This window comes from Desulfonatronum parangueonense, assembly GCF_054656975.1.
Map to the genome: position 1 here is coordinate 228,714 of NZ_BAAHXH010000003.1, position 22,543 is coordinate 251,256.

Consider the following 22,543-nt stretch of genomic DNA (forward strand, 5'->3'; position numbering starts at 1 on the left):
TCATTGTCTTACCTCCAGTCGCTTCTTCATCCGCATTCCTGTAGTTTCGCCACTTACACCCTCTGCAAGTAGGCAGACTGGTGCAAACCGAACCATTGACGAAATACCCATTACGGGTATATCTTGACTCACGTCTTGGACAGTATGTCAAGGAGCATGCCGGCAATGTCCGGTTGGTGGAGGTAAACTATGCAGGCAGCCACGAAAAAGCCCCGTACTGATGCTGAAATGGTCACGTTGCGTTTGCGGGTCCATCGCGAACATGTAGAAAAGATACGAGAATACGCCAGGATTATTGAGTCCGGCGACGAGCGAACCTATTCAATGGCAGAAGTCTTTACCGAGTTCCAAGGTAAAGAGGCCCAGACAGCACTGCGAACGTACCGTCATCGGGAAAATCTCACCCAGAAGGAATTGTCGCGGATGACCGGGATTGCGCAACATCAAATCAGCGAGATGGAGAACGGCAAACGGTCTATAGGCAAGGAACGGGCTCGGAAGCTGGCGCAGGCGTTGAATGTCTCTGACTACCGCAATTTTTTGTAGAAACACTTACCCGGCCATCGGTTCCCACAGCAAACGCATGAGGCTGACATCATGAATAAGGATGAATCGACAATGAACAGAATCGGGACCTTTTCGGCATACTTGGACTACACAGGTCGAGACGATGTGCTGAGTGGAGGCGTGAAACTGGTGCCTGTGGACACGCCAGGCGGGAAATTTCGGGTCTGGACAAAGCGGGTGGGGAACAATCCGGACGTCAAACTGCTCCTCCTGCATGGCGGGCCGGGCGGAACACATGAGTATCTGGAAGCTTTTGACAGCTATCTCCCTGCCGCCGGCATTGAGTACTATTATTACGATCAACTGGGATCGTACTACAGTGATCAGCCGGACATCCCGGAACTCTGGGATGTCGAGCGTTTCGTGGACGAGGTCGAACAAGTCCGTCAGGCCCTTGGACTCCACAAGGAGAATTTTTATCTGTATGGGCAATCATGGGGCGGTATCCTGGCTCTTGAATATGCGCTGAAGCACCAGGATCACCTGAAGGGGCTGATCATCTCCAACATGATGTCAAGCATGCCGGGCTATAACGAGTACGCCGCGCAGGTGTTGATCCCGGCCATGGATCAAGCAGCGGTGGCCGAAATCAAGAGTTTGGAGGCGCTGGGCGACTTCGAGAATCCCCGCTACATGGAACTGCTCATGCAGCACCATTACGTTCACCACGTCCTGCGCATGCCGCATGACCAGTGGCCTGATCCAGTGAACCGCGCGTTCAGGCACCTCAATCCAAAGGTGTATGTCCCCATGCAGGGGCCGAGCGAACTGGGCGCAAGCGGCAAGTTGGCAAGCTGGGACCGGAGTTCAGACCTCCAGAGCGTTGCGGTGCCGACACTTGTTATCGGATCCAGGCATGACACCATGGATCCGGACCACATGGCATGGATGGCCGGCCAGATCCCCAAGTCACGCTACTTGCACTGTCCGAATGGAAGTCATATGGCGCTGTACGATGATCAGGAGGTCTACTTTGGCGGTCTTGTACAGTTCATTCTCGACGTCGAGCGCGGACGGGTGTGAACCGGCCGCTGTCCAGCCGGACCTTGAGGAACGGGGCGAAGAGACGCATGGCGAATGACCGTGATTCAACAGTTGTAGGACAGCACATTATCCGCAATGCACAATCATGCTTGCCACAAGTTTGTTTGCCTGCATCCGCATGGTCGGTAAAGGCCATCCTGGTAACCGGCCACCTTGGCCCGTCGCGCCGATTCCGAGTGAAAAAAAGGTATCTGCTCAAAAAGGTCGGGCGATGAGGTTTACCGTGCAAGGGGTGTTTCCGGGATGGAGTTTCGATTCAGCTACTGGGGCCACGCTCCAGCCGAAACTTTGTCCTGGGTGCGTTACCCCGTTGCCGCACTGGGGGGCGGCGCTCCCTGGATTCAACCCACTGATTGCCACAAGATTTTGAGCAGTTACAAAAAAAGGCCCCGTCGCTGTAGGCGAAAAGAATTGTCCGCCTACCTGTCATGCGAAATCGACTCGTTCATGTATGAATCCTGCGCAGCACCTTTTCCAGTTCCTCGATACTCACCGGTTTGCCCAGGTAGTCGTCCATGCCCGCGGCCAGGAATGTTTCCCGGTCGCCGGACTGGGTATGGGCGGTTACGGCGATGATGGGGATATGAGGAGAGGGCGGAGGAGTTTTGGAGGGCGGAGGGATGCAACCTGAGACCTGAAGGTCAGGAGTCTGATCTGCTGGTTCCTGCTTCCGGCTTCCGCTTTCCATGTCGCGAATGCGACGCGTTGCTTCCACCCCGGTCATCACCGGCATCTGGATGTCCATCAGGATGCAGTCGAAGTCTCGTGTCTGGAACAGATCCACGGCTTCCCGGCCATTGTTGGCCAGGGTTACTGCGTGTCCGAGCTTTTTCAGCACGCGGATCATGAACATCTGGTTCAGGGAGTCATCCTCGGCAAGAAGGATGTTCAGGTGTGTTCTGGTCACGCCGGGCACGGCATGGACCATTTTCTTGACGGTCCCTGGCGGAAGATTGAAGGGCAGGACCACGTGGACGGTGGTTCCCTGGCCGACGACGCTTTCCACGCAGCCGTTGCCGTTCATCAGTTCCATGAGCCGCTTGACGATGGAGAGCCCCAGACCGGCCCCCTGGTAGGGCCGGGTATAGGAGCCGTCCACCTGGACAAAGGGTTTGAACAGGTTGCGCAGCTTGTCGTCCGGGATGCCGATGCCGGTGTCCGTAATGGAGAACATGATCCGCAGATCGCCTCCCTTGGCCGCGGAAAGGGGGAGCAGCCTGATCTGGACCGAACCTTTTTTCGTGAACTTCAGGGCATTGCCGGTCAGGTTGAACAGGATCTGCTTGACCCGCGTCGTGTCGCCCAGAATGTTTCGCGGCATGCCCGGGTCAGCGGAAATGTCCAGGGCAATGTCCTTTTCCCGGGCGTGGAGGGCGAACAGGTCCATGATGGATTCCAAGGCCTGTACGGGATCGAACTCCGATTTGACGAGGGTCATTTTGCCCGCTTCGATGCTGGAAATGTCCAGGATGTCCGAGAGCAGACGGGTGAACCGTTTGGACGACTCGTGGGCCGCGGTGACGAATTCCTGCTGTTCCTCGTTCAGGGAAGTGGTCTGCAAGAGCTGCATCATGCCCATGATCCCGTTGAACGGTGTACGCAGTTCATGGCTCATGTTCGCCAGGAATTCGGACTTGGCGATGTTGGCCGCCTCGGCCTGTTCCTTGGCCGCGACCAGGGCCCGCTCGGCCTCCTTGCGACTGGTGATGTCGTGGACAATGGAGTGCAAAAGGGTTTTCTCGCCGGTTTGGACTGGGCTGCTGAATATTTCCACATCGCGAAGAGCACCGTCCGCAAGCCTGTGCTGGGCCTCGAACCGGATGCACTTGGCGTTGGCAGCCTCCCGCATCTTGGATTTGATCAGGTCCGGGGGCAGGGTGTTGATGTCGGGCACATGCATCGCCTTGAGCTGCTCCCTGGACCATCCGTAATAGTCCACCGCGGCCTGATTGGCGTCCACGATGGCCGAGCTGTCCGGATCCACCAGCAGCTTGACCGCGGCATGTTGCTCGAAAAGGTTCCGGAAGAGTTGTTCGCTTCGCTCCAGGGCCTCGCTGGCAGAGCGTTTCGCCAGCCGTTCCCTGCGCCGTTCCAGAGCGGCCAGTACGGACGGACCCAGCCGCATGATCCGCTCCTTGAGAATGTAATCCCAGGCTCCGGCCTTCATGCACTTCACCGCGGTTTCCTCGTTGATGGAGCCGGTGATGATCAGGAAGGGCGTGTCCGGAACGTGCTCCAGGGCCAGCTTGAGCGCGGTGAGTCCGTCGAACTGGGGCATGGAGTAGTCGGAGAGGATGACGTCGGGTTCAAATGACTCCAGGGCCGCCAGGAAATCCGGGGCGGTTTCCACGACCAGAAAGGTGGATTCGGGCAGGACTTCCCGGACTTCATGCTCCGCCAATACGGCATCCGTGGGCAGGTCCTCGACGATCAAGACCTTTGTCTGCTCAAGCATGGTTGCTCCTTGTCATTTGTAACCAGCAGGTCGTCAATAAATACGGACTGGATTCAGGCTTTCGAAGGCAAGACATTTTTTCAATGTTCCTCATGTCAGTCATTCCCGCGAAGGCGGGAATCCAGATCATGCTTGCCGCAAGTTTTTGAGAAGATACGAGTAGTTGTGAAAAACATTAGTAACTGCTCAAAAAGATCGGGCGACAAGGTTTCCTGTGCAAGGATTCCCGACTATGCGTAGTTTCGTGCCCAGGTTTACGGGGGCCATGCTCCAGCCGGAATTTTGCCTGAGTGCGTTACACCGCTGCCGCACTGGGGTGCGGCGCTCACGGGATTTATCCGTTGATTGCCGCAGGTTTTTGAGCAGTTACAAACGTTACTCATCCTGCCCGTCGCCCAGCGTGAAGCAAAATGTCGCGCCCTTGCCCGGTTCGCCCTGGCCCCAAACCCGGCCCCCGTGCCTGATCACGATCTGGCGGACGATGGCCAGCCCGACGCCGGTTCCCTCGAAATCCCTGGCGGAATGCAGGCGCTGGAACACATTGAAAAGTTTGTGGGCGAACTGCATGTCGAATCCTGCCCCGTTGTCCTGAACCTGGTAGACCACGTCACCGTCCTCTTGCCGCTGTGCGCTGATCCGGACCGCGGGTTGTTCTCTCATGGACGAGAACTTGGCCGCATTGGCCAGTAGATTCACCCAGACCTGGCGGATCAGGCTCGGGTCGGCCACGGCGGGCGGCAGGTCCCCCACCTGGAAATCCACCCTGGCCCAGTCCCCGGTCTCCGCCAGTTCCGCAATGACCTCATGCACCATGGCCGTCATGTCGATGGAGGAAACATGCAGGGCCTTGCGCCCGGCCAGGGAAAACGCCAGCAAATCGTCGATCAGCAGGCCCATGGTCCTGGCGCTATGATTGATCATGGCGCACAGCTTTTTGCCGTCCTCGGAAAGCGCGGCCGAATGCTTGTTCAGCAGGATGCTGGCCAGTCCGGTCACTCCCCGCAACGGCGCGCGCAGGTCGTGGGACACGGAATAGCTGAACGCCTCGAGCTGCTTGTTGGCATCCTTCAGTTCCAACGTGCGCTGCTGAACGCGTTCTTCAAGGTCCTGATTGAGCATTCGAAGCACTTCTTCCACCTCCTTGCGCTGGCCGATCTCATGCTCCAATTGCACCGCGTGGTTCTGGACCTCCTCGAACAGGCGGATGTTGTCCATGACCTGGGAAGCCTGATCGGCAAACCCTTGCAGCAGGGCGACCTCTTCCGGGTGGAACGTCCGCGGTTTCGTGTCCGAGAGGATCAACACGCCGATAGCCTGGCTCCCGAGATGAATGGGCAGATACAGGATCGAATGCAGGTTCAGCAATTCAACGACAGTCCGTTCTTCCGGCGAGAGGTTTGTCATGGCTGAGTCGGAGATGATCACCGGGCTGTCGGTATTCAGGGTCTGGGCAATATGGGGATGGTCGTGCAGCGATGAGCGGCGGAACTGTTCAGGGAGATCCATCGGCGGAGCGGGAGTGGCGGCAGTCACCCGGATGAAATCACCCTCCCGCAGATAAATAGCCCCGCTGGCCAGGTTCATGGCCTGGACCGCATTGTTCACCAGCGACTGCATGACCACATGTCGTTCAAACGATGACGAAACGGCCTGGCTGACCTGCAGGAATGCGGCAAGGCGTTTGTTCGTTTCGAGCAGGGAAGCTTCTGCCTTCTTGCGGTCGGAAATGTCCACGCAGAATTCCACGCAGGTGTTTTCGTCAAGAGAGCTGCCGGCAAAGACCATCCATTGCCGTGTCCCATCCTTGTGCAGATATTCCTTCTCATAGGGCCCGACGCGTCCGGTTTCCTGTAATTTCCTGACTTCCGCGAGACTCACCTCGTGGAACTCGGGCGGAGTCAGCTTCCGCCAGGTCAGGGCGCCCTCTTCCATCTCCTTGCGTGTGTAGCCCGTCATTGTGAGAAAGGTATCATTGGCATCCGTCATGACGCCCCTCGCCAGGTCCCAGAACATGACGCCCACGGTCTCGACTTCCAGGACTTTCTGCAGCCGTTCGAGGCTCTTTCGCAGTTCCTCCTGCGCCTGCCTGCGCTCCGTGATGTCCTCAAACGTGGCATACGCCTGAAAGGGGACTCTTTTCCCCAGCTGGAACAAGGGGATGGCCGTGATGGAGAGCCAGGTGTAGGAATTCCTTTCCGGGCGAAACACGCCCCGAACCACCGGTCCAACTGTTTCGCCGGTGCGCAGCGCGATCATGGCCGGGTGTTCGGTTCCGGGCACATCGTCGTAATCGGGCGTGATCATTTTCCAGCGCGGGTCCATGGAGGTCTTGCCGCGCATCTGGTCCGCGGTCAAACCCAGGATCCGCTCCGCGGCCGGATTGGCCGAGATGATGGCCCCGTCGGTGTCCTGGTAAATCACGCCCTGGGCCATGGTTTCAAACAGTCGGCGATGGTGTTCCTCGCTGTCCCGCAGGCTTTCCTCGGTCTCCTTGAGCCGGCCCAGGGCGGCATTCTGCCGCCGGTTGACGACCATCAATGCCGCCGCCAACAGAACCAGAGCGGTGCTGCTTCCTGTCCCCAGGATCAGAGCCGCCCTGTGTTCATCCCACATGGAAGGGGGCCTGTTCAGAAAAATCGTGTGTTCGGGCAGCTTGCGGACATTCGCGCCCCAGCGCCGCAATACCTGCCAGTCGAACTGAGGAAGGTTGGGAACGTCGAACGTGGTCACGTGGTGGGGCAACTGGAGACGGCCTTGAAGATAATTCAGGGTGATATCCCCGGCCAGCAGGCCCAGTTCGGAAGCGGCCACCACAGGGCCACCAGTCAGGCCTTGGGCGATATACACATCGCGAAAGGCGAATACGGGAACATCCGCCTTTTCAGCCACCCAGCCCGCCACTTCGGCCGGTATGAAAGAACGGCCCGTGACGTCCTTATGGTAGGTGCCGAAAAAGGCAATGGCGTCTTGAGGAGGTTCGCGACCAGTTCCAGCATTTCATGGCAGGGCAGATGTTTTGTGGTTTTGACCTCGACCTGATTCGGCAGTGCCTTGATGGCCTCGGCGAGGGGATCCAGAAAAGGCGCCGCTTTGTCGTCTTTGCCCGCGATCAGCACCGCCCGCCTGATGTCGGGAAAAAGAGCCAGGGCGAGACGCAGGGTCTCCTGGGGGTCCGGTTGAGAAGTCAAGGTGATCACCTGGCGGGAAAGTATCGGTAAATTGGGCTGTCCTGACATGATAGGGACGAGTATGGGCGCCTCCGGCAGGAGGTCCGCACCGTCCTGGATCACAAAATCAACGGCCTTTTGATTGATGGCGATGATCAGGCCGTTGCGTGAGCCGGTCAGCTTGTGCCGGAGCAGGGCCAGGACAGTGGAGCGATAGTCGGGATCGTCATGACGGTACAGGTCCAGGTATTCCAGGAAGATGTCGTTCAGGCTAATCCCGCCGTCGGTCAATGTCCGCATTAGCGGCGGGATGATGGACTCCGACAAGGGCAGGCCGTAGTGCGGGCCGACCAGGATCAGGACCTTGGGATTTCCGGAAGGCGTGGACGGGTTGGGCCGGGACGAATCAGCCCAGGCCGGAGAAAGAAGGGAAAGCAGAAAGAGCAAAAGAGCGGCTAATGTTCTTCCTTTGAAATGGAAGATCAAGCGTTCCTCCTTACAAGATCTTGATGTGCTGTTTCAATGTGGTCGGGCTCTTGTTGCTTGTCGGTTTGATTACTGCAGCAGATGAATGGGGGCTCAACAGGCATTGTCCCATGGCTACACTTGTAGCACGATTGTATTGTGGGTCAAGAACAAGGGCCAGGGACATAAATCAGGGAGAGGTTGTAACTACTCAATAACTCCGGGCAGTGAACCATAGAAAAAACACCTGGACCCCGGCCTGCGCCGGGGTGACGACCGAGAGAACTCGCTTTCGAGGTACTCCACTCCGTCATACCGGCGCAGGCCGGTATCCAGGCAGCACGGATCCGCGGTGGTTGGTTGCCCTGCCTTATTGAGCAGTTACGAAAGATTGAAGGGTTCGTGGCACTCTTGGATAATCTTTTTTGTGTACAGCTTCCCGATAATGCCGATTTGAAAGTGAAATAGTGTGAAAAAAGAGACAATGTCCAGACCGTTGGCCGCCACAGTCCGGCCACTTTTTTTCATGATCTCGGATTGCTTCGCGAGGGCCGGCCAGGATTATCTTGCGAAAATCCTGTTCATTGGACGGATGTTGCAGTACTTGCTCGGTATCTATTCAGCAAATCCGTGAAAAAGGTCTGGATACCGGCGTTCGCCGGTATGACTGTATAGATGCAGCTTGCCGTGATAAGTCATTCCGGCGAAAGCCGGAATCCAGTGCTGGTGAATGACCACCCTCCGGATGAACTGAATAGTTACCTTGCTCGATGCTTGAGACGTTCAGTTGCCGGAGTTTCGCAACCTTGATACGAGCAAGGGAACCATGATGAATTCGTATGGCGGTATTGTCACCTCCATGTGGCGATGCGGTCTGTTCGTGAACAACCGCGAACAGATCGATGGTCAAGGCAGGAACTTATTTCCGGAACAGATCAGGAATTTGCCAAAGGTCGACATACCCGTTGAAGGCTCGATGCGTGTTTCTCGCAGGGGAGGACAATCAACTGGTATTTATGCAGTTTGCAAAAGATGCCGAACTGCCGGAACATGCTCATGCGGCGCAAGTCGGATTCGTTCTGGCCGGCATGATCGAATTGACCATCTCTGGGGCAACAAGGCAATATGGAAAAGGCGGTATCTACCATATTCCCGTTTGGATCTTCGACGTTTGATTTGGAATTAGCGTAAGTCTGGTACAATTCGCATTCCAGATAGAGGCGATTGCCGCGAGGCATCTTTCCTGTGTGGGCATGCAAGATGCCAGTCCTAGCGTTTAACATCTCTTCCTTCCAAAATCATACGTCATGATGGGAGGATCTACAGAGAGCAAATTAAAGAACTCGCGAAAACGAAAAGGTTGAAAATGCCATGAAAAAGAAATGCAATCTCTGTCAAGGCTCACAAGGGAAGCGTATCTGTCTCGTTCGAGAAAACACCAGAATCTGTCCGCTCTGTTGCGCCACACATAGAAATCAAGAGTGTGCAGACTGTCAGTATTACATTCAGGCTCAACAATACCAACAGAAGAAACTTCAATCGACTGATCCTGGTCATTTTATCATTGAAGTCAATCAAGAGGTTGAAGATACTGTTGATCGTGCCCTTGAACTCATTGAACATCAGCAATATCAGCAGGCAGAACAAATTTTGAAGCACCTCCAGCTCAGCCATCCCCAAAGCCACCTTGTGCACTATGGACTCGGAACACTTGCGGCAACACAAGAAGACCTGGATCGTGCTCTTCAGCATTTCGAACAAGCCACGAGGATTTTTCCTTACTTCCTCGAAGCTCAATTCAACAAAGCGGTGACGTATAAGAAAAAGCTTGACTTCCGCAATATGGTCGAGGCCTTTCGCGGTGTGATTGCCATTGGCGATCCACAGGATGCTTGTGTCTGTCAGGCTCGGGAAATACTGGACGACTTTGAGAGTATCGTCATGAAATTAGATAGCGTTTCACTTGACCGCTATTTAGAGGGGCACACATACTTTGAGCGAGGTTTGGCCTCTCTTACGCAAAAATCTTGGGAACAGGCGATCCAGTGGTTTCGCAAAAGCCTTGCGATTTTACCGAGGCATCCGCAATCACATGGGAATATTGGCTTATGCTATGGATTCTTGGGACAAAAAGAGTTGGCTCTTGAAGCCTTTGACAAAGCCCTTGAAATCGACCCCGAATATGAACCGGCCATCGTGAATCGCATCACTGTTGATGAGTTGCCGGAAGGTGGCTGTTTGTCACCGGAGGATAGGCAAACTGTCGACTACTATAAAGATTATCCCATGCAGAACAGATCATTTATTGATGATTTTACACAACAATATCGTAAATTCATTAAAAATTGAACGCGGTACATCAAATAGCAAGACCTGACCCAAATACGTGATAGCGGATGAAGACCTTGTGGTCTCGACGTTTCGCCGATGGAGAAAGTAATCCTGCAGTTCGGTTTCGGAGACCTGGTCGGCAGTTTTGTCGAAGAATTTGACCAATTTTTGCACGGATCGGGTGTAGGCTTCCTGAGTCCGCTCGCCCTAGCCTGAGAGTTGCAGTGCGCGCATGGATTGTTCGTACGAGTCGGTCATCATGATGCTTCTCCTCTCCACGTTGAGGGTTCGCCGCAGGATGCGGTTTGTGGGAAGAAGCTGATAATTGCCTGATACGAAAGTGCTTTCAGGCCTGGTGCAACACCGAACTCATTCGTCCCGCCCCCTGCGCCAATCCATCCTCAAGGACGCCTTCGCGGGTCGTCTGGTGCCGCAAGATCCGAACGACGAACCGGTATCGGAGCTGCTGGCCCGGATTCGGGCCGAGCGTGGGGCTGGGCCGAAGAAAAGGAATGCTCGCAGGGGGCGCAATTCCCCTTGAGGTTGGCGTTGGAGACGCGACGCTGGTCCCAGGGTAGCGTCAGCGGCGGCTCTGTGCCAAAAGCAACATACGCTCTTCGGCCTCGTCATTCCGGTGGAGGGGCGGTTCGCGAATCGCCCCTACGGCAGACCTCAAAACCGATAAAGACCCGCCTTGGGATACGTGCCGATAACCAAACGTCAAACAATTCTGGACCATCTTCAAGGGAACATCATTGTGATGAGAGTGGCGGACTTTGATGCGGCGGAAAGACTCGACTATCCGCCGGCCCCGATCAGCGGGACGATTCGCGCCAGCACGTCTTCCAAGACTCCCGGTTCCGCGGTTGCGGCTTTTTTGATCTTCCGCTCCCGCCAGTCCAGAGTGTGGATCAGGTTGGCGACCACAACGCATGGCTGCTCAAGGTTGTGCACCGGCGCTTCCGTCAGGGCGCCCCTGATGCTGGTGCTTACCGGGCAACAGATGAGCAGGCCGGTCTGTTTGTTGTAGGCCCGGCTGGAAAGAACCAAGGCCGGCCGGTACTTGCCGATTTCCTTGCCTTTGGTCGGCTCGAAATCCAGCCAGACGATGTCGTTGCGGTCTGGTACGTATTGTTGCGGCATATCAAGCGTCCTGTTCCGTCTCGAGCAGGTTCGGCACTTCATCCGCATGGGCCTTAAAGGGCGTCAGCCCGGCCAGCAGTTCTTTTTCCGAGTATGTCCTCGCGTCATCGACAATGGGACGAACCAGCAGTCCATCCTCGGTCACTTCCAAGCGCACCCTGGTCCCTTTCTTGATCCTCGCCAAGTCGCCGACAGTTCGCGTAATGCGCAACCCCAGGCTGTTCCCCCATTGCTGCACAGTTCCCTCAAAGGTGATATTCGATTCCATGTCGGCCCTCCATGTTTAGCCAATGTAGAGACGAAATGGGTAATAGCACTCCCTGTTTCCGTCAAGGGGGTGCGGGGAATATTATGTGAGAGGGAAATATTGACAGTTTTGGGAGTCGTACAGTGCAACGCGCCATCATGAAGCAGGCAGGCATCGCTGAAGAGGAAGTGTAAGGCCCATGAGCAACGAACAACTCGTCTCCAAAGTCTGGAACTACGCCCATGTGTTGCGTGATCAGGGCATTTCCTACGGCGATTATATCGAGCAGATCACCTATCTGTTGTTCCTGAAAATGGACCTGGAGCGCGAGGAACTGCTGGGCGAGACGTCGGCCATTCCGCCGCAATGGAACTGGGCGCAACTGGCGAACAAGGACGGCGACGCGCTGGAGTTGCAATACCGCCATACGTTGGAGCATTGGGCCGGGAGGACGGGTTGATCGGCACGATCTTCCGCAAGGCTCAGAACAAGCTTTCCGATCCAGCCAAGCTGAAGCGCGTGGTCAGCCTGATCGACAAGGAAGGGCCCTGGGTGGGTTTGCAGGTGGACGTGAAGGGCGAGATCTACGAGGGTTTGCTGGAGCCCAACGCCTCGGAGGTCAAGTCCGGGGCGGGGCAGTACTTCACCCCGCGGCCGGTGATCGAGGCCATCGTCAAATGTGTTGACCCCAAAATCGGCGAGACCGTGTGCGACCCGGCCTGCGGCACGGGGGGCTTTCTGCTCGCGGCCTACGACCACATGAAGACCCAGACCCGGGACCGGGACAGGCTGCGCGTCCTGCGCCACGACGCCTTCACCGGGATGGACATCGTGGACGAGGTGCTCGCGGCCGCCATCGTCGAGAACCTGGAAGCGGCCCTGGAACAGTTCCGCGGCGTGAGTCAGGAACTGGCGGGCGAGGCGGAGTGAGGGGGCAACCGGAACGAAGCCCGGTCAGCCTCGGCCAAGGGAAGCGGCTGGGTAAGGCTCGCCTTCGGGAAACATGCATCTTTGCGGAAATCCTCCCCTACGTCCCTATGGCGGTGTTGTCGCGGCGCCGTGATTTGGCTGGATCTGCCGGGCCAAGACGGTTCATGCGTCATGTATCCGGCTTGGGATTCCCGGAAACACTGCCGTTGGAATATTGAAAAATTCAGGTTGCCTAACTTCGAGATCTCCTGTATATGTATTTCTCATGTGTGCAGTACCTGTTTGAAGTATAAAAAAATACTTATTCGCCGCACAATTCCCCGTTGGGTCGTGTGGCTTTTTTATGCTGAACAAGTAAGCTGCCAACCGGTTTTCCAGACGGCGGACCGGATCGTTTTCACGTGGCTTCATAAGGGAGCCGTATTCTCAAGGAGTAGCAGATGGCGGAAGGTACAGTTAAGTGGTTTAATGATTCCAAGGGTTATGGTTTTATCGCGCAGGATGGAGGCAACGACGTGTTCGTGCACCATTCCGCCATTCAGGGACAAGGCTTCAAGTCCCTTGCCGAAGGCGCTCGGGTTACATTCGACGTTGTCGATGGACCGAAAGGCCCGGCTGCCGAGAATGTCGAAAAAATCTAGTTCAAATTGCTGATTTGCTCAGAAACCCCGCATCAGCGGGGTTTTTTTTTGGTAACTTCTCAGCACATACTTTATAGTTGGCTTGCCAGCGCTGGATTCCGGCTTTCGCTGGAATGACATATTGTATCACATCCTTTCCAAGTTCAGTCATACCGGCGAAGGCCGGTATCCAGTCCGATTATCCCGGATGAGCTGAGTAGTTACTTTTTTGGTAACTACTCAGCGATACTAAATGCTGTTGCCGGGTTTGGCTCGGATTCGGGGTCGATATCGGTATCGGGATCGGTATCGAAGCGAACCCATGTGGAAGGGCATTCGGTTTTTTTTCGATACCGATTCCGATCCCGACCCCGATTCCGATTACCGGAGAAAGAACGTGTGTTGAATAGTAACCTTTTTTGGTAACTATTCAGTTCATCCGGAGGGTGGTCATTCACCTGCACTGGATTCCGGCTTTCGCTGGAATGACTTATCGTGGCAAGCTGCATCTATACAGTCATACCGGCGAACGCCGGCGCTATCGCTATCCAGATTTTTTTAGCGGATGTGCTGAATAGATACCTTTTTTGTATATAAGAGCCTTCGTTTGGCCTCTGTCCAGGCCAATGAAGATTCCTCTCAGAATATGCGCGACGCCATTTTGAAACGTCGCTGTGAAAATACAACTCACGGAAGCTCGTTGAAAACCTCAAGCCGCAAGCACAAGGACCAAAATTGATCTTTTTGCCGCAACGCGACAATCGGACACTTGAGAGTTTTCACGGGCTGATAACGAATGATTCATATGTCAACCATAGCCGAGGGGAGGACTGAATGAACAAAAAACCGAAGATCATTCTGTCGACGGTGGATGTACAGCGACTGGAGACCCTTTTGGATGCCCTTGCGCCGGATTCGTTTCCCGGCATGGCCGATTTGGAAGAGGAGTTGGAGCGCGCAGAAGTGGTGGAGCCTCACCAGGTGCCATCCACCGTGGTGACCATGAATTCCACGGTGAAGTTCAGGGTGGAGCCTTCCGGCGAAGAATTCAGGATGACCCTGGTTTATCCCGGCAACGAAGATGCGAGCGGACAGAAAATTTCCGTTCTTGCACCTGTTGGCAGCGCACTTTTGGGGCTTTCCCAGGGAGATGAAATTCAATGGCCCCGACCCGGGGGCGGGATGATGCGCGTTCGGATTATCGAGGTGGTCTATCAGCCGGAGCGATCCGGTGACTTTCAGACCTGACGTGCGCTATTCTCAGGAGCGGAGCCTGCCGCCATGGGCGTGGGCAGGCTCCGGGGATGCGCCGGGTTAGAACTTGTAACCCAGGCTGATGCTGGTGAGATGGGTGTGCCCGTCCTTGAATGTGCTGTCCAGGACATGGTCCGCGGGGCGCGCAATAATATTGCGATCGGCGAACCAGAGATAGGAGTAGGAAAAGTCGACACTGAATCTCTCGCCGGAGAACCCGATGCCGGTGGTGACAATGTGTCGGTTACTGGTGGGCGTCATGTAATCGGCATATTCATCCTTGTCCGGGATCTGGTCGAAAACGTAACCGAGCCGGAGATCAATGAAATCGTTCAGGCTGTACTCTCCGCCGACCTGAAACCGCCAGACGTCTTTCCAGTTTTTTGCCATGGACGATACCTTGGAGTTTCCGGTCGGTGCGCCGGGAGTGAGTGCTTCGCCGTAGGTAATCTCCAGTTTGTCGTACGTGCTCCACAAGGTGTAGATGGCATTCGCCTCAAGACTCAGCCGCTCATGCGGTCGGAACATGAGACCGATTCCGAATGAGTCAGGCAAGATGATGTCGCCTTTGGCCGACGTGTCGTTGAAATATCCCAGGGCTCTGGCCGTGGGGGTACGCTGAAAGGTCGCGTCCCCTTTGATGCTCTGTTTGACGCGGCTTTTGTAGGTGAGGCCCAGTGCCCAAGTGTCGCTCGGCTTGTAGTGGAGAGCAACGTTTCCTCCAAATCCGTAGGAATCTCCGCTCAGTTCGGCCTCGATGCCGCCCAGCGGCCTGCCGACCATTTTTTTCTGATAAAAATCAAACCACATCACCTCGGCTCCCGCGGCCACGGATACCGTGTCGGTCAGCTTGTACGCCAGATTGGGATTGAAGGAGAGGGATTTTACCCGGGTGTAGATATTGTTGTATTCCCCCGGCCAACCTTTAGGAAACTCGGTTCCCAGTCCGAATCTCGTGTAAAGACCCAGCCCGAGCCACGCCTTGTCGCTCATTTGGCGGGTGAGATAGGCGTGGGGCGGAACCCAGTAATTGCTCTCGATCGAGGTGGTTTCCCCGGGAGTCCGCACTTTTCCGCTGGGTGCGACCACGGAAAGGCCGATCATGGTCTGGGTGCCTTCCAATTGGGTTATTCCCGCGGGATTGTAGGCTACAGCCGAAGGATCATCAGCCCGTCCAAGCATGGTTCCAGCCATGGAAGTGCCTCGGGCTCCGAACTCATACAGCGCGAATCCAGCTCCATTTGCCGATCCCAGGCTGATGAGCATGAAGAAAATCGTCAATCCTGCAATGCGTACCATACTTCCTCCAGATACAATAATTCAGTTAACAATACGAACACGCCTCCGCGACAAATTGGTGGTTCTGCTTCAGGATCAGAAGCAGGGCGTTTTGCTGCTCGCGGTTTCACCCCAGGTCTTGCCGACTGGTGCATTACCGCCATGAGCTGATGGATGGTTCGACCTGACTGGTGCTTGTTTAGCGCGGCCTGCCGCTGTCCGCGATCCATCTTGCAAAGACTTACCAATCCTGCAATAAATCGACAGGCCTGCGTATGTTGCCGAGAATGGAAAAAGTCAACAAATAATTGGAGTGGCAACTAATGAGTTCATGGGTAGAGAAAATGATGCGGATGGAGTTGGAGGACTCGCCGGGTTTCCTGGTAAACAGGGCCGCCTTGCGGATCAAAAAGGAGTTTCATCGGTTGCTGGACGAACAGGGATATGCCGTGACCCCCGAGCAGTGCGTCGTTCTCTGGCAGCTTTGGAATCACGAGGGTGGGGTGCAGCGTGAACTTGCCTCCACCACATTCAAGGATATGACCAACATGACCCGCATTCTGGACGGACTGGAGCGTCGTCAATTGGTGGTCCGCCGGCGTGACGAGCATGATCGACGCTGCAGCAGAATCTATCTGACCGACGAGGGACGCGCCCTGCAGGAGGGGATACAGCGTCTTGCCGGTCAACTGGCTGAGCAGGCCTACCAGGGGTTGAACTGGGAAGAGATCGACCAGCTCAAGGGCATGCTTTCCAGAATCTACGAGAACCTGAACAACAATGGCAAAGTCCAGCGTTAAGCTTTTTACTCCGACCATAATCAGGGTCAAACAGCTGAGTATCTCAGGTAGCCAGCTGAGAACAAATTGCCCTGACACGTCTTCATTGCATTCTTGGCGGAAAGGACATAGCTTGTTATCCAGTAATTCTCAGCAGAGTCAGAAAAAAGATCTGGGTAGCGATAGCGCCGGCTTTCGCCGGTATGACTAACATGGAAACGGCTTGGCTCGTTACGTCATTCCGGCGAAAGCCGGAATCCAGTGCTGGGGAATGGTCATGCACCGTATGTGCTGAATAGTTACGTTTTCCATCGGTAATTCTCTGATCCATAATCCGTGAATGCCATTATCCTCTATTAAGGAGAAAAAATATGAAAAGATCCATCATGGTGTTCGGTATTCTGCTTTTGGGGTGCGTGCTGATTTTCTCGGCCGTGGTCATTTCCGCTGAAGCTCAAAATGGTGAAGCGCTGGTCCAGGAACGATGCACCCAATGCCACAATTTGGAACGGGTTCACCGCCGGGCAGGTCAGGACATGCCTTGGTGGGAGCGCACGGTTGATCGCATGATCGGGAGGCGAAGCGATCTGCTGGACAGTGCCGAGCGTGATGCCGTGCTGGAATACCTGACCAGGATGTAGGTGTTGAACATGCAACCGGTCATGGTCTACATGACGGCCGAAAGTCTGGATCAGGCCAAGGTTATTGCCGGGGAACTGATCGAGAACCGCTTGGCCGCCTGCGTCAACGTGCTGGAGGGAATGCGTTCCATGTACCATTGGGAAGGCCGCATTGAGGAAAGTCGGGAAGTCGTTGTTCTGGCCAAAACAAGAGCGGATTTGCTGCCCGAATTGACCCGGCGCGTTACAGAGGTTCATTCCTATGATTGTCCATGCATCGTTTCATGGCCCCTAACCGGCGGCTACCAGCCCTTTCTGGACTGGATCGGCCAGGAAACCGGAGCAGCGGAGTAAATCGAAAAAATCAGCCACTCCCATCCTCACGTCTCGATCAACAACCGTCAGTGAAACGCAGTCCGTAAGAGTTTTCAGCTTTTGCGGCCTGCGTATCTATTTTAACGCTCAAACCCGCTCCCAAGAGGTCAATATGAACATTCTTGTTTCCGGATCCATCGCCTATGACCGCATCATGCCGTTTCCCGGCCGTTTTGCCGACCACATCATGCCGGACAAGATCCACATCCTGAACGTGTGCTTTCTGGTCAACGGGGTGAATGAAAAATTCGGCGGCACGGCGGGAAACATTGCCTATTCCTTGAGTCTGCTGGGCGAAAAGCCGCAAATTTTGGCCGCGGCCGGGGGCAAGGATTTCGGGAGCTATGAACAGTGGTTACGGAAACTTGGGCTGGCCCAGGAAACCATCCGGATCATTCCTGATGAACTGACCGCTTCGGCCTATATCACCACGGATCAGTCCGACAACCAGATCACCGGGTTCAATCCGGCCGCCATGAACCACTCCTCGAACTACGACTTTTCCAAGGTCTCTCCGGACAATACTTTGGCCGTCGTGGCTCCGGGCAACCTGGACGACATGTACAACTACAGCCGAATGTACCAGGAAAAAGGGGTACGTTACATTTTTGATCCGGGACAGAACATCCCGGCCTTTTCCGGCGAAAAAATGTTGGAAATGCTCACCGGGGCAGACATCCTCATTTCCAATGATTATGAATTGGAAATGATCATGAAAAATACCGGAGCAGGCAGGGATGAATTGCTGCGGCGGGCCAAAACCATCATCACCACGCTGGGAGAAAACGGATGCATGGTCCAGGGGCCGGAGACGGAAAACGAACTTCCCGCTGCCAAGGTGTCCGCGGTGGTTGATCCCACCGGCGCAGGAGATGCCTTCCGGGCCGGACTGGTCAAGGGGTTGGTGGAAGGGCGCAGCGTTGCCGATGCCGCCAAGATGGGCATGACCAGCGCCGCCTATGCCGTGGAACACCATGGCACCCAGGAACACCATTACACCCTGGACGAATACTGGAGCCGGTACAACGAGAACTACGGCTGATGCCGGGTAACTGTTCAGCATAGTCAATAAAAGATGGTAACTATTCAGTATATCCGGAGAATGGTCATTCACCTGCACTGGATTCCGGCTTTCGCCGGAATGACTTGTCGTGGCAAGCTGCGTCTATACAGTCATGCCGGCGAACGCCGACGCTATCGCTATCCAGATCTTTTTCGCGGATTTGCTGAATAGATACAAAGATGTAACTACTCAGCTTTGTTCCGGCTTGTCTCGATTTTTCGGCCTCGCAACTTCTTCGCCGGCTTCGTAACATCGAACCATTGCTCGAATAAACATCCATGGGCGCTTCAGGCGTTTGGCAATGGTTCGATGAACGAATCCTGGCTCAGTCAGACAGGCGATGCCAAAAAATTGAGACAAACCGGAACAATCCAAGTTTGTCATGAAAAGTGCTGAGTAGTTACGCCTGATGAAACTGTTCAGGAGGTGCCACTATGCCGATGCGGAACCAGAAAAGGCCGACCTTGCGGATGGACATGTCCAAGCTCGAGGCCTACTTGCGGGATCAGTTCGGCTCCGGCGTCCGATTACTGGATGCGCGGGAGATCGGTGCACAGGGCACCCAGGGCATGAAGGACTTCGGGTACGGCAAGCCGGTTTTCATCCGTTTCGAGCAGGACGGCGAAACCAGGGAAGCCGTGCTCTCCACCATGCGCGGAGACAAATACGGCCATCAGTTCTACTGGGATCGGGCGGCTATTCTGATGTTTCAGCACGAGACCAGCGCCAGAATGGAGAAGCATGTTCGCCCCCTGGCCCTGGGCTACGTGAACCAAAGCGAGGACATGATCCCCGTGAACCAGCCCCGGGAGTTTTTCATTCTCAATGAAATGGTTCAGGGGTATGATTACTTCCGGGATCTGGAGCGAATCCGGAAGACGGGACTGGAGCAGCAGGACCTGGACAGGGCGAGGTCCTTTGCCCGCTGGCTGGCCCGGATGCATGCGGAAAAGAAAGACGACCCTGATCTCTACTTGCGGCGCATTCGAAATCTCATCGGCGCCTCGGAGTGCATTTTCGGACTGGTGGATTCCTATCCCCATCCCTATGAGATGTTTTCGCCGGAACGGTTCCGGGACCTCGAATGCCGGCTCATTGACCGGCGCTGGAAACTCAGGAACTACGCGCATCGCCTGGCTGCCGTGCATGGCGATTTTCATCCCTGGAACGTCTTGATCCTGCCGGACGGGGATTTTCGGGTTTTGGACCGCAGTCGCGGCGAGTGGGGTGACGCGGCGGATGACATTTCCACCATGAGCTGCAACTACCTGCTCTTCGGCCTCTATGACCAGCCCAGACTTTCCGGTCCCTTCGAAAAGCTGTACCTGACCTTTTGGGATGAATACCTGGAGTTGACCAATGACCGTGAGATCCTGGAGGTCATTGGTCCCTTTTATGTTTTCCGGTCCCTGGTCATTGCCTCGCCGGAGTGGTATCCCAATCATCCGGTGAACGTCCGGGAAGGATTGTTCCGGTTCATGGAGAACGTGCTCGCGGATGAATCTTTCGCCTACGACCGGATCAATTCCTACATGCGCTGAAGCGACAACAGATCACCTCGCAACGAGTCTTTCTCCCATGACGCATTCTGGAAAGCCCGGCTGGGCCATGTGGTTTGTCGGCCTGCCCGGTTCCGGCAAAAGTTCCATTGCCAAAGCGGTTATGGAAGCCCTGCGCAAACGTGGGATGGAGGTGACCTATCTGGAGATGGATGCCCGGCGCAAGGCATACTTTCCCGACCCGACCTATTCCGCTGAGGAACGGGCCCGGGCCTACGAGCTGTTTCTTCAGGAAGCAGAACAGGTCGTGGCCCAGGGACGGGGCGTGATCATGGACGGCACGGCCTACCAGGCAGCCATGCGCCGCCAGGCCAGGGCCCGGATCTCCAAGTTTGCCGAAGTCTATGTTCGCTGTCCGCTGGAGATTGCCATTGCCAGGGAACAAGGCCGACCCGAGGGGCTGGTCATGGCCGGACTGTACGAAAAGGCCCTGGACCGGCAACGCACGGGCAGGGATTATCCCGGACTGGGACAGGTGGTCGGGGTAGACGTGCCCTTTGAAGAGGATCCCCAGGCGGAATGCGTGGTGGATTCCAGCAAGCTTTCCGTTGTGGAAGCCAGGGACCAGGTCCTGGATTTTTTGAAAAAGTGGCCAACGATGTAGCTCGACCAGTCAGCCCAAGCCCGGGTTTATCCGAAATCGCAATCGCAATCGAAATCGCAATCGAAATCGAAATGAAAACCAAATAGATTATCAGCTTGCTGCGATTTCGATTTCGATTTCGATTGCGATTGCGATAAGATTTCGATGCTGACAATAAATGCCAAGTTGAACCAAGAGAAATTAGAGCACTTCCATATGAGAGCACAATGCGTTTTCACGTAACGACGTTCGGTTGTCAGATGAACGTCCATGATTCCCAGTGGCTTGGCCGAATGTTGGGGGACAAGGGCTGGGAAGAAAGCGACGAGGGGCGGGCCGAGGTCTTGATCCTGAATACCTGCAGCGTCCGGGACAAGCCGGAGCAGAAGGTCTACAGCCATCTGGGGCGACTGCGGGACTACTGGACCCGGAACCCGGAGCTGTTCGTAGCCGTGGGGGGGTGCGTGGCCCAGCAGGTGGGGGAGGCTTTCTTCGCCCGCTTTCCCTATGTGCGGCTCGTTTTCGGGCCGGACGGCCTGCCCATGGTTCCCGAAGCCCTGGCCCGCCTGTCCCGTGAACCCGGCCTGCGCCTGAGCCTGCTGGATTTCTCGGAATCCTTCCCCGAGCGCGACCCGGCCTTGCCGGACGAGGGCGTGCAAAGCCAGGCTTTTGTCAACATCATGCAGGGTTGCGACAATTATTGCGCCTACTGCATCGTTCCATTGACCAGGGGCCGACAGCGTTCCAGGGACAGCGAGGCGATCCTCGCGGAATGTCGAAGCCTGCTGTCCCGCGGCGTGCGGGACATCACCCTGCTGGGGCAGAACGTGAACAGTTACGGATTGGACACAAATGGCCGGGAACCGGTTTTCTCCGATCTGCTGCGAAATATTGCCGAATTGCCCGATCTGCGCAGGCTGCGCTTCACCACATCGCATCCCAAGGATCTCTCGTCTGAAACCATTGCCGCATACGGCCGCTTTCCGAATCTTTGCCCCCAACTGCACCTGCCCTTGCAATCCGGGTCCAATGCGGTATTGCGGGCCATGGGCCGAAAATATACACTTGAACATTATCTCGACAAGGTGGAACTCCTGCGCCGGGAGCGGCCGGAGATCGCCTTGAGTACCGACCTGATCGTCGGTTTCCCCGGAGAGACGGATCAGGATTTTGAGCAAACCCTGGAAGCCATGCGTCACGTGGGTTTTGAAAGCAGTTATTCCTTTATGTACTCGGACCGACCCGGAACCCGGGCCGCATCCATGGAGAACAAGATCGCCCAGGACGTCAAGGCCGCACGGCTCAAGACGCTGCAGGATCTGCAAAATGAGATGTCCCAGGCTGCACTGAGGACGCGGGTCGGGCAGCGGGCCGAAGTGCTGGTCGAGGGGCGGAGCAAAAAACGCTCTGCGGCGACACCGTGCTTTCGCGGTCGCGACGAATTCGGTCGAACCGTGAATTTTGCCTCGCCTTCCGGTTCGGATCTTGATTTTTCAGGACAGATTGTATCCGTGCGCATCCTGGAAGCCAAAAAGCATTCCCTTTGGGGGTGCATGGAGGAGGTCCCATGATTGAAATGCAAATTTACGGACTGGCATTGGACGAGGACAGTCAGGTGCCTGTTTTGATCCTCAAGGACAAGGCGGAGAAACAGGTTTTGCCTATCTGGATCGGCGCCATGGAAGCCGTGGCCATTTCCATGGTGCTCAACGACGTTCGCTTGCCGCGCCCCATGACCCATGATCTGCTTCTTCAGGCCATCGAGGCCCTGGGCGGAAAAATCCGTTTCGTGGACGTGGTCCGGCTGCATGAGAACACATACTATTCGGAAATCGAGGTCCTGCAGGGGGATTCCCTGAAGCGGATCGATTCCCGCCCTTCGGATGCCATCGCTCTGGGATTGCGGGCCCAGGTGCCGATACGGGTTAGCGAGGATGTTTTGGCCCAGATTGTCGAGGTGCGGGAGAACCAGTATCAGGCCGTGCTCAAGACCGAAGACGCCCAACAATGGAATGAGATTCTGGAAAAGTATTCCGTCGACGATACAAAGTACAAGATGTGAT

The 22,543-nt window shown here is 55.6% G+C and carries 23 protein-coding genes and 1 pseudogene; 17 read left to right on the forward strand and 7 right to left on the reverse strand.

Annotation, left to right across the window (positions count from 1 at the left end):
- The first annotated feature begins 189 nt into the window (after positions 1-189).
- On the forward strand, positions 190-546 hold the full coding sequence (locus ACYQ15_RS01610) for a helix-turn-helix domain-containing protein (RefSeq protein WP_459935786.1): 357 nt from the start codon (positions 190-192) through the stop codon (positions 544-546).
- Between the two features lie 72 nt (positions 547-618).
- Positions 619-1,590, forward strand: a complete 972-nt coding sequence (locus tag ACYQ15_RS01615) for a proline iminopeptidase-family hydrolase (protein ID WP_459935787.1) — start codon at positions 619-621, stop codon at positions 1,588-1,590.
- 466 nt (positions 1,591-2,056) lie between these two features.
- Here ACYQ15_RS01615 and ACYQ15_RS01620 read toward each other — a convergent pair whose 3' ends face one another.
- The 3 genes from ACYQ15_RS01620 to ACYQ15_RS01630 form a co-directional block, all read right to left on the reverse strand.
- Positions 2,057-4,066 (reverse strand): hybrid sensor histidine kinase/response regulator, encoded by a 2,010-nt coding sequence (locus tag ACYQ15_RS01620; RefSeq protein ID WP_459935788.1) that lies wholly within the window; start codon positions 4,064-4,066, stop codon positions 2,057-2,059.
- A 375-nt stretch (positions 4,067-4,441) separates the two neighbouring features.
- On the reverse strand, positions 4,442-6,955 hold the full coding sequence (locus tag ACYQ15_RS01625; RefSeq protein ID WP_459935789.1) for a PAS domain-containing sensor histidine kinase: 2,514 nt from the start codon (positions 6,953-6,955) through the stop codon (positions 4,442-4,444).
- Complete coding sequence (locus ACYQ15_RS01630; protein WP_459935790.1) at positions 6,892-7,719, reverse strand: hypothetical protein; 828 nt, start codon at positions 7,717-7,719, stop codon at positions 6,892-6,894. Before ACYQ15_RS01630 ends, ACYQ15_RS01625 begins: the two co-directional genes overlap by 64 nt.
- A gap of 959 nt (positions 7,720-8,678) precedes the next feature.
- On the opposite strand from ACYQ15_RS01630, the gene ACYQ15_RS01635 reads away from it, so the two are divergent.
- On the forward strand, positions 8,679-8,873 hold the full coding sequence (locus ACYQ15_RS01635; protein ID WP_459935791.1) for a cupin domain-containing protein: 195 nt from the start codon (positions 8,679-8,681) through the stop codon (positions 8,871-8,873).
- Positions 8,874-9,069: 196 nt separating this feature from the next.
- Entirely contained in the window at positions 9,070-10,047 is a 978-nt protein-coding gene (locus ACYQ15_RS01640) for a tetratricopeptide repeat protein (RefSeq protein WP_459935792.1), read from the forward strand.
- Here ACYQ15_RS01640 and ACYQ15_RS01645 read toward each other — a convergent pair.
- A pseudogene (locus tag ACYQ15_RS01645) lies at positions 9,997-10,221 on the reverse strand (hypothetical protein); the annotation flags it as partial. The gene ACYQ15_RS01640 and the pseudogene ACYQ15_RS01645 sit on opposite strands and share 51 nt — an antisense overlap.
- Before the next feature lie 133 nt (positions 10,222-10,354).
- Between ACYQ15_RS01645 and ACYQ15_RS01650 the strand changes: the two are divergent.
- A complete protein-coding gene (locus ACYQ15_RS01650; RefSeq protein WP_459935793.1) occupies positions 10,355-10,570 on the forward strand; it encodes a hypothetical protein in 216 nt (71 codons plus the stop codon).
- A 257-nt stretch (positions 10,571-10,827) separates the two neighbouring features.
- Here ACYQ15_RS01650 and ACYQ15_RS01655 read toward each other — a convergent pair whose 3' ends face one another.
- Positions 10,828-11,172: a type II toxin-antitoxin system PemK/MazF family toxin gene (locus ACYQ15_RS01655; protein ID WP_459935794.1), complete on the reverse strand. Its 345-nt coding sequence runs from the start codon at positions 11,170-11,172 to the stop codon at positions 10,828-10,830.
- A 1-nt stretch (position 11,173) separates the two neighbouring features.
- The gene (locus ACYQ15_RS01660) at positions 11,174-11,440 is read right to left on the reverse strand and encodes an AbrB/MazE/SpoVT family DNA-binding domain-containing protein (protein WP_459935795.1); all 267 of its coding nucleotides are present in this window, start codon (positions 11,438-11,440) and stop codon (positions 11,174-11,176) included.
- Between the two features lie 178 nt (positions 11,441-11,618).
- On the opposite strand from ACYQ15_RS01660, the gene ACYQ15_RS01665 reads away from it, so the two are divergent.
- The 4 genes from ACYQ15_RS01665 (at position 11,619) to rnk (ending at position 14,217) form a co-directional block, all read left to right on the forward strand.
- A complete protein-coding gene (locus ACYQ15_RS01665) occupies positions 11,619-11,879 on the forward strand; it encodes a type I restriction-modification system subunit M N-terminal domain-containing protein (RefSeq protein WP_459935796.1) in 261 nt (86 codons plus the stop codon).
- Entirely contained in the window at positions 11,786-12,349 is a 564-nt protein-coding gene (locus ACYQ15_RS01670; protein ID WP_459935797.1) for an HsdM family class I SAM-dependent methyltransferase, read from the forward strand. The genes ACYQ15_RS01665 and ACYQ15_RS01670 overlap by 94 nt, the downstream gene beginning before the upstream one ends.
- A gap of 440 nt (positions 12,350-12,789) precedes the next feature.
- Positions 12,790-12,990 carry a cold-shock protein gene (locus ACYQ15_RS01675; RefSeq protein WP_459935798.1) on the forward strand — a complete coding sequence of 67 codons (201 nt, stop codon included), beginning with the start codon at positions 12,790-12,792 and terminating at the stop codon, positions 12,988-12,990.
- Positions 12,991-13,803: 813 nt separating this feature from the next.
- The gene (rnk, locus tag ACYQ15_RS01680; RefSeq protein WP_459935799.1) at positions 13,804-14,217 is read left to right on the forward strand and encodes a nucleoside diphosphate kinase regulator; all 414 of its coding nucleotides are present in this window, start codon (positions 13,804-13,806) and stop codon (positions 14,215-14,217) included.
- Between the two features lie 66 nt (positions 14,218-14,283).
- Here the strand turns inward: rnk and ACYQ15_RS01685 are convergent, their stop codons facing one another.
- Entirely contained in the window at positions 14,284-15,522 is a 1,239-nt protein-coding gene (locus ACYQ15_RS01685) for an OmpP1/FadL family transporter (protein ID WP_459935800.1), read from the reverse strand.
- A gap of 302 nt (positions 15,523-15,824) precedes the next feature.
- Here ACYQ15_RS01685 and ACYQ15_RS01690 point away from each other — a divergent pair, with 302 nt between their 5' ends.
- The 8 genes from ACYQ15_RS01690 to ACYQ15_RS01725 all read left to right on the forward strand — a co-directional run bounded on the left by ACYQ15_RS01690 (position 15,825) and on the right by ACYQ15_RS01725 (position 22,542).
- Positions 15,825-16,301 (forward strand): MarR family winged helix-turn-helix transcriptional regulator, encoded by a 477-nt coding sequence (locus tag ACYQ15_RS01690; RefSeq protein ID WP_459935801.1) that lies wholly within the window; start codon positions 15,825-15,827, stop codon positions 16,299-16,301.
- A gap of 350 nt (positions 16,302-16,651) precedes the next feature.
- Positions 16,652-16,921, forward strand: coding sequence for a hypothetical protein (locus ACYQ15_RS01695; RefSeq protein WP_459935802.1), 270 nt, complete (start codon positions 16,652-16,654; stop codon positions 16,919-16,921).
- Positions 16,922-16,930: 9 nt separating this feature from the next.
- Positions 16,931-17,254: a divalent-cation tolerance protein CutA gene (cutA, locus tag ACYQ15_RS01700; RefSeq protein WP_459939536.1), complete on the forward strand. Its 324-nt coding sequence runs from the start codon at positions 16,931-16,933 to the stop codon at positions 17,252-17,254.
- A 133-nt stretch (positions 17,255-17,387) separates the two neighbouring features.
- Positions 17,388-18,317, forward strand: coding sequence for a carbohydrate kinase family protein (locus ACYQ15_RS01705; protein ID WP_459935803.1), 930 nt, complete (start codon positions 17,388-17,390; stop codon positions 18,315-18,317).
- A 455-nt stretch (positions 18,318-18,772) separates the two neighbouring features.
- Positions 18,773-19,879: a phosphotransferase family protein gene (locus ACYQ15_RS01710; protein ID WP_459935804.1), complete on the forward strand. Its 1,107-nt coding sequence runs from the start codon at positions 18,773-18,775 to the stop codon at positions 19,877-19,879.
- Positions 19,880-19,916: 37 nt separating this feature from the next.
- On the forward strand, positions 19,917-20,501 hold the full coding sequence (locus ACYQ15_RS01715) for an adenylyl-sulfate kinase (RefSeq protein WP_459935805.1): 585 nt from the start codon (positions 19,917-19,919) through the stop codon (positions 20,499-20,501).
- 206 nt (positions 20,502-20,707) lie between these two features.
- Positions 20,708-22,051: a tRNA (N6-isopentenyl adenosine(37)-C2)-methylthiotransferase MiaB gene (gene miaB, locus ACYQ15_RS01720; protein ID WP_459935806.1), complete on the forward strand. Its 1,344-nt coding sequence runs from the start codon at positions 20,708-20,710 to the stop codon at positions 22,049-22,051.
- Entirely contained in the window at positions 22,048-22,542 is a 495-nt protein-coding gene (locus tag ACYQ15_RS01725) for a bifunctional nuclease family protein (protein WP_459935807.1), read from the forward strand. The genes miaB and ACYQ15_RS01725 overlap by 4 nt, the downstream gene beginning before the upstream one ends.
- Position 22,543 lies beyond the last annotated feature (1 nt).

What these genes read in the sequence shown, in the direction of transcription:
- ACYQ15_RS01690 (WP_459935801.1), top strand. Translation starts at nt 15,825, where the DNA reads ATGAGTTCATGGGTAGAGAAAATGATGCGGATGGAGTTGGAGGACTCG.
- ACYQ15_RS01610 (WP_459935786.1), top strand. Translation starts at nt 190, where the DNA reads ATGCAGGCAGCCACGAAAAAGCCCCGTACTGATGCTGAAATGGTCACG.
- rnk (WP_459935799.1), top strand. Translation starts at nt 13,804, where the DNA reads ATGAACAAAAAACCGAAGATCATTCTGTCGACGGTGGATGTACAGCGA.
- ACYQ15_RS01725 (WP_459935807.1), top strand. Translation starts at nt 22,048, where the DNA reads ATGATTGAAATGCAAATTTACGGACTGGCATTGGACGAGGACAGTCAG.
- ACYQ15_RS01620 (WP_459935788.1), bottom strand. Translation starts at nt 4,066, where the DNA reads ATGCTTGAGCAGACAAAGGTCTTGATCGTCGAGGACCTGCCCACGGAT.
- ACYQ15_RS01685 (WP_459935800.1), bottom strand. Translation starts at nt 15,522, where the DNA reads ATGGTACGCATTGCAGGATTGACGATTTTCTTCATGCTCATCAGCCTG.
- ACYQ15_RS01615 (WP_459935787.1), top strand. Translation starts at nt 619, where the DNA reads ATGAACAGAATCGGGACCTTTTCGGCATACTTGGACTACACAGGTCGA.
- ACYQ15_RS01675 (WP_459935798.1), top strand. Translation starts at nt 12,790, where the DNA reads ATGGCGGAAGGTACAGTTAAGTGGTTTAATGATTCCAAGGGTTATGGT.
- ACYQ15_RS01655 (WP_459935794.1), bottom strand. Translation starts at nt 11,172, where the DNA reads ATGCCGCAACAATACGTACCAGACCGCAACGACATCGTCTGGCTGGAT.
- ACYQ15_RS01715 (WP_459935805.1), top strand. Translation starts at nt 19,917, where the DNA reads ATGACGCATTCTGGAAAGCCCGGCTGGGCCATGTGGTTTGTCGGCCTG.
- miaB (WP_459935806.1), top strand. Translation starts at nt 20,708, where the DNA reads ATGCGTTTTCACGTAACGACGTTCGGTTGTCAGATGAACGTCCATGAT.
- cutA (WP_459939536.1), top strand. Translation starts at nt 16,931, where the DNA reads ATGCAACCGGTCATGGTCTACATGACGGCCGAAAGTCTGGATCAGGCC.
- ACYQ15_RS01705 (WP_459935803.1), top strand. Translation starts at nt 17,388, where the DNA reads ATGAACATTCTTGTTTCCGGATCCATCGCCTATGACCGCATCATGCCG.
- ACYQ15_RS01640 (WP_459935792.1), top strand. Translation starts at nt 9,070, where the DNA reads ATGAAAAAGAAATGCAATCTCTGTCAAGGCTCACAAGGGAAGCGTATC.
- ACYQ15_RS01665 (WP_459935796.1), top strand. Translation starts at nt 11,619, where the DNA reads ATGAGCAACGAACAACTCGTCTCCAAAGTCTGGAACTACGCCCATGTG.
- ACYQ15_RS01670 (WP_459935797.1), top strand. Translation starts at nt 11,786, where the DNA reads ATGGAACTGGGCGCAACTGGCGAACAAGGACGGCGACGCGCTGGAGTT.
- ACYQ15_RS01710 (WP_459935804.1), top strand. Translation starts at nt 18,773, where the DNA reads ATGCCGATGCGGAACCAGAAAAGGCCGACCTTGCGGATGGACATGTCC.
- ACYQ15_RS01695 (WP_459935802.1), top strand. Translation starts at nt 16,652, where the DNA reads ATGAAAAGATCCATCATGGTGTTCGGTATTCTGCTTTTGGGGTGCGTG.
- ACYQ15_RS01660 (WP_459935795.1), bottom strand. Translation starts at nt 11,440, where the DNA reads ATGGAATCGAATATCACCTTTGAGGGAACTGTGCAGCAATGGGGGAAC.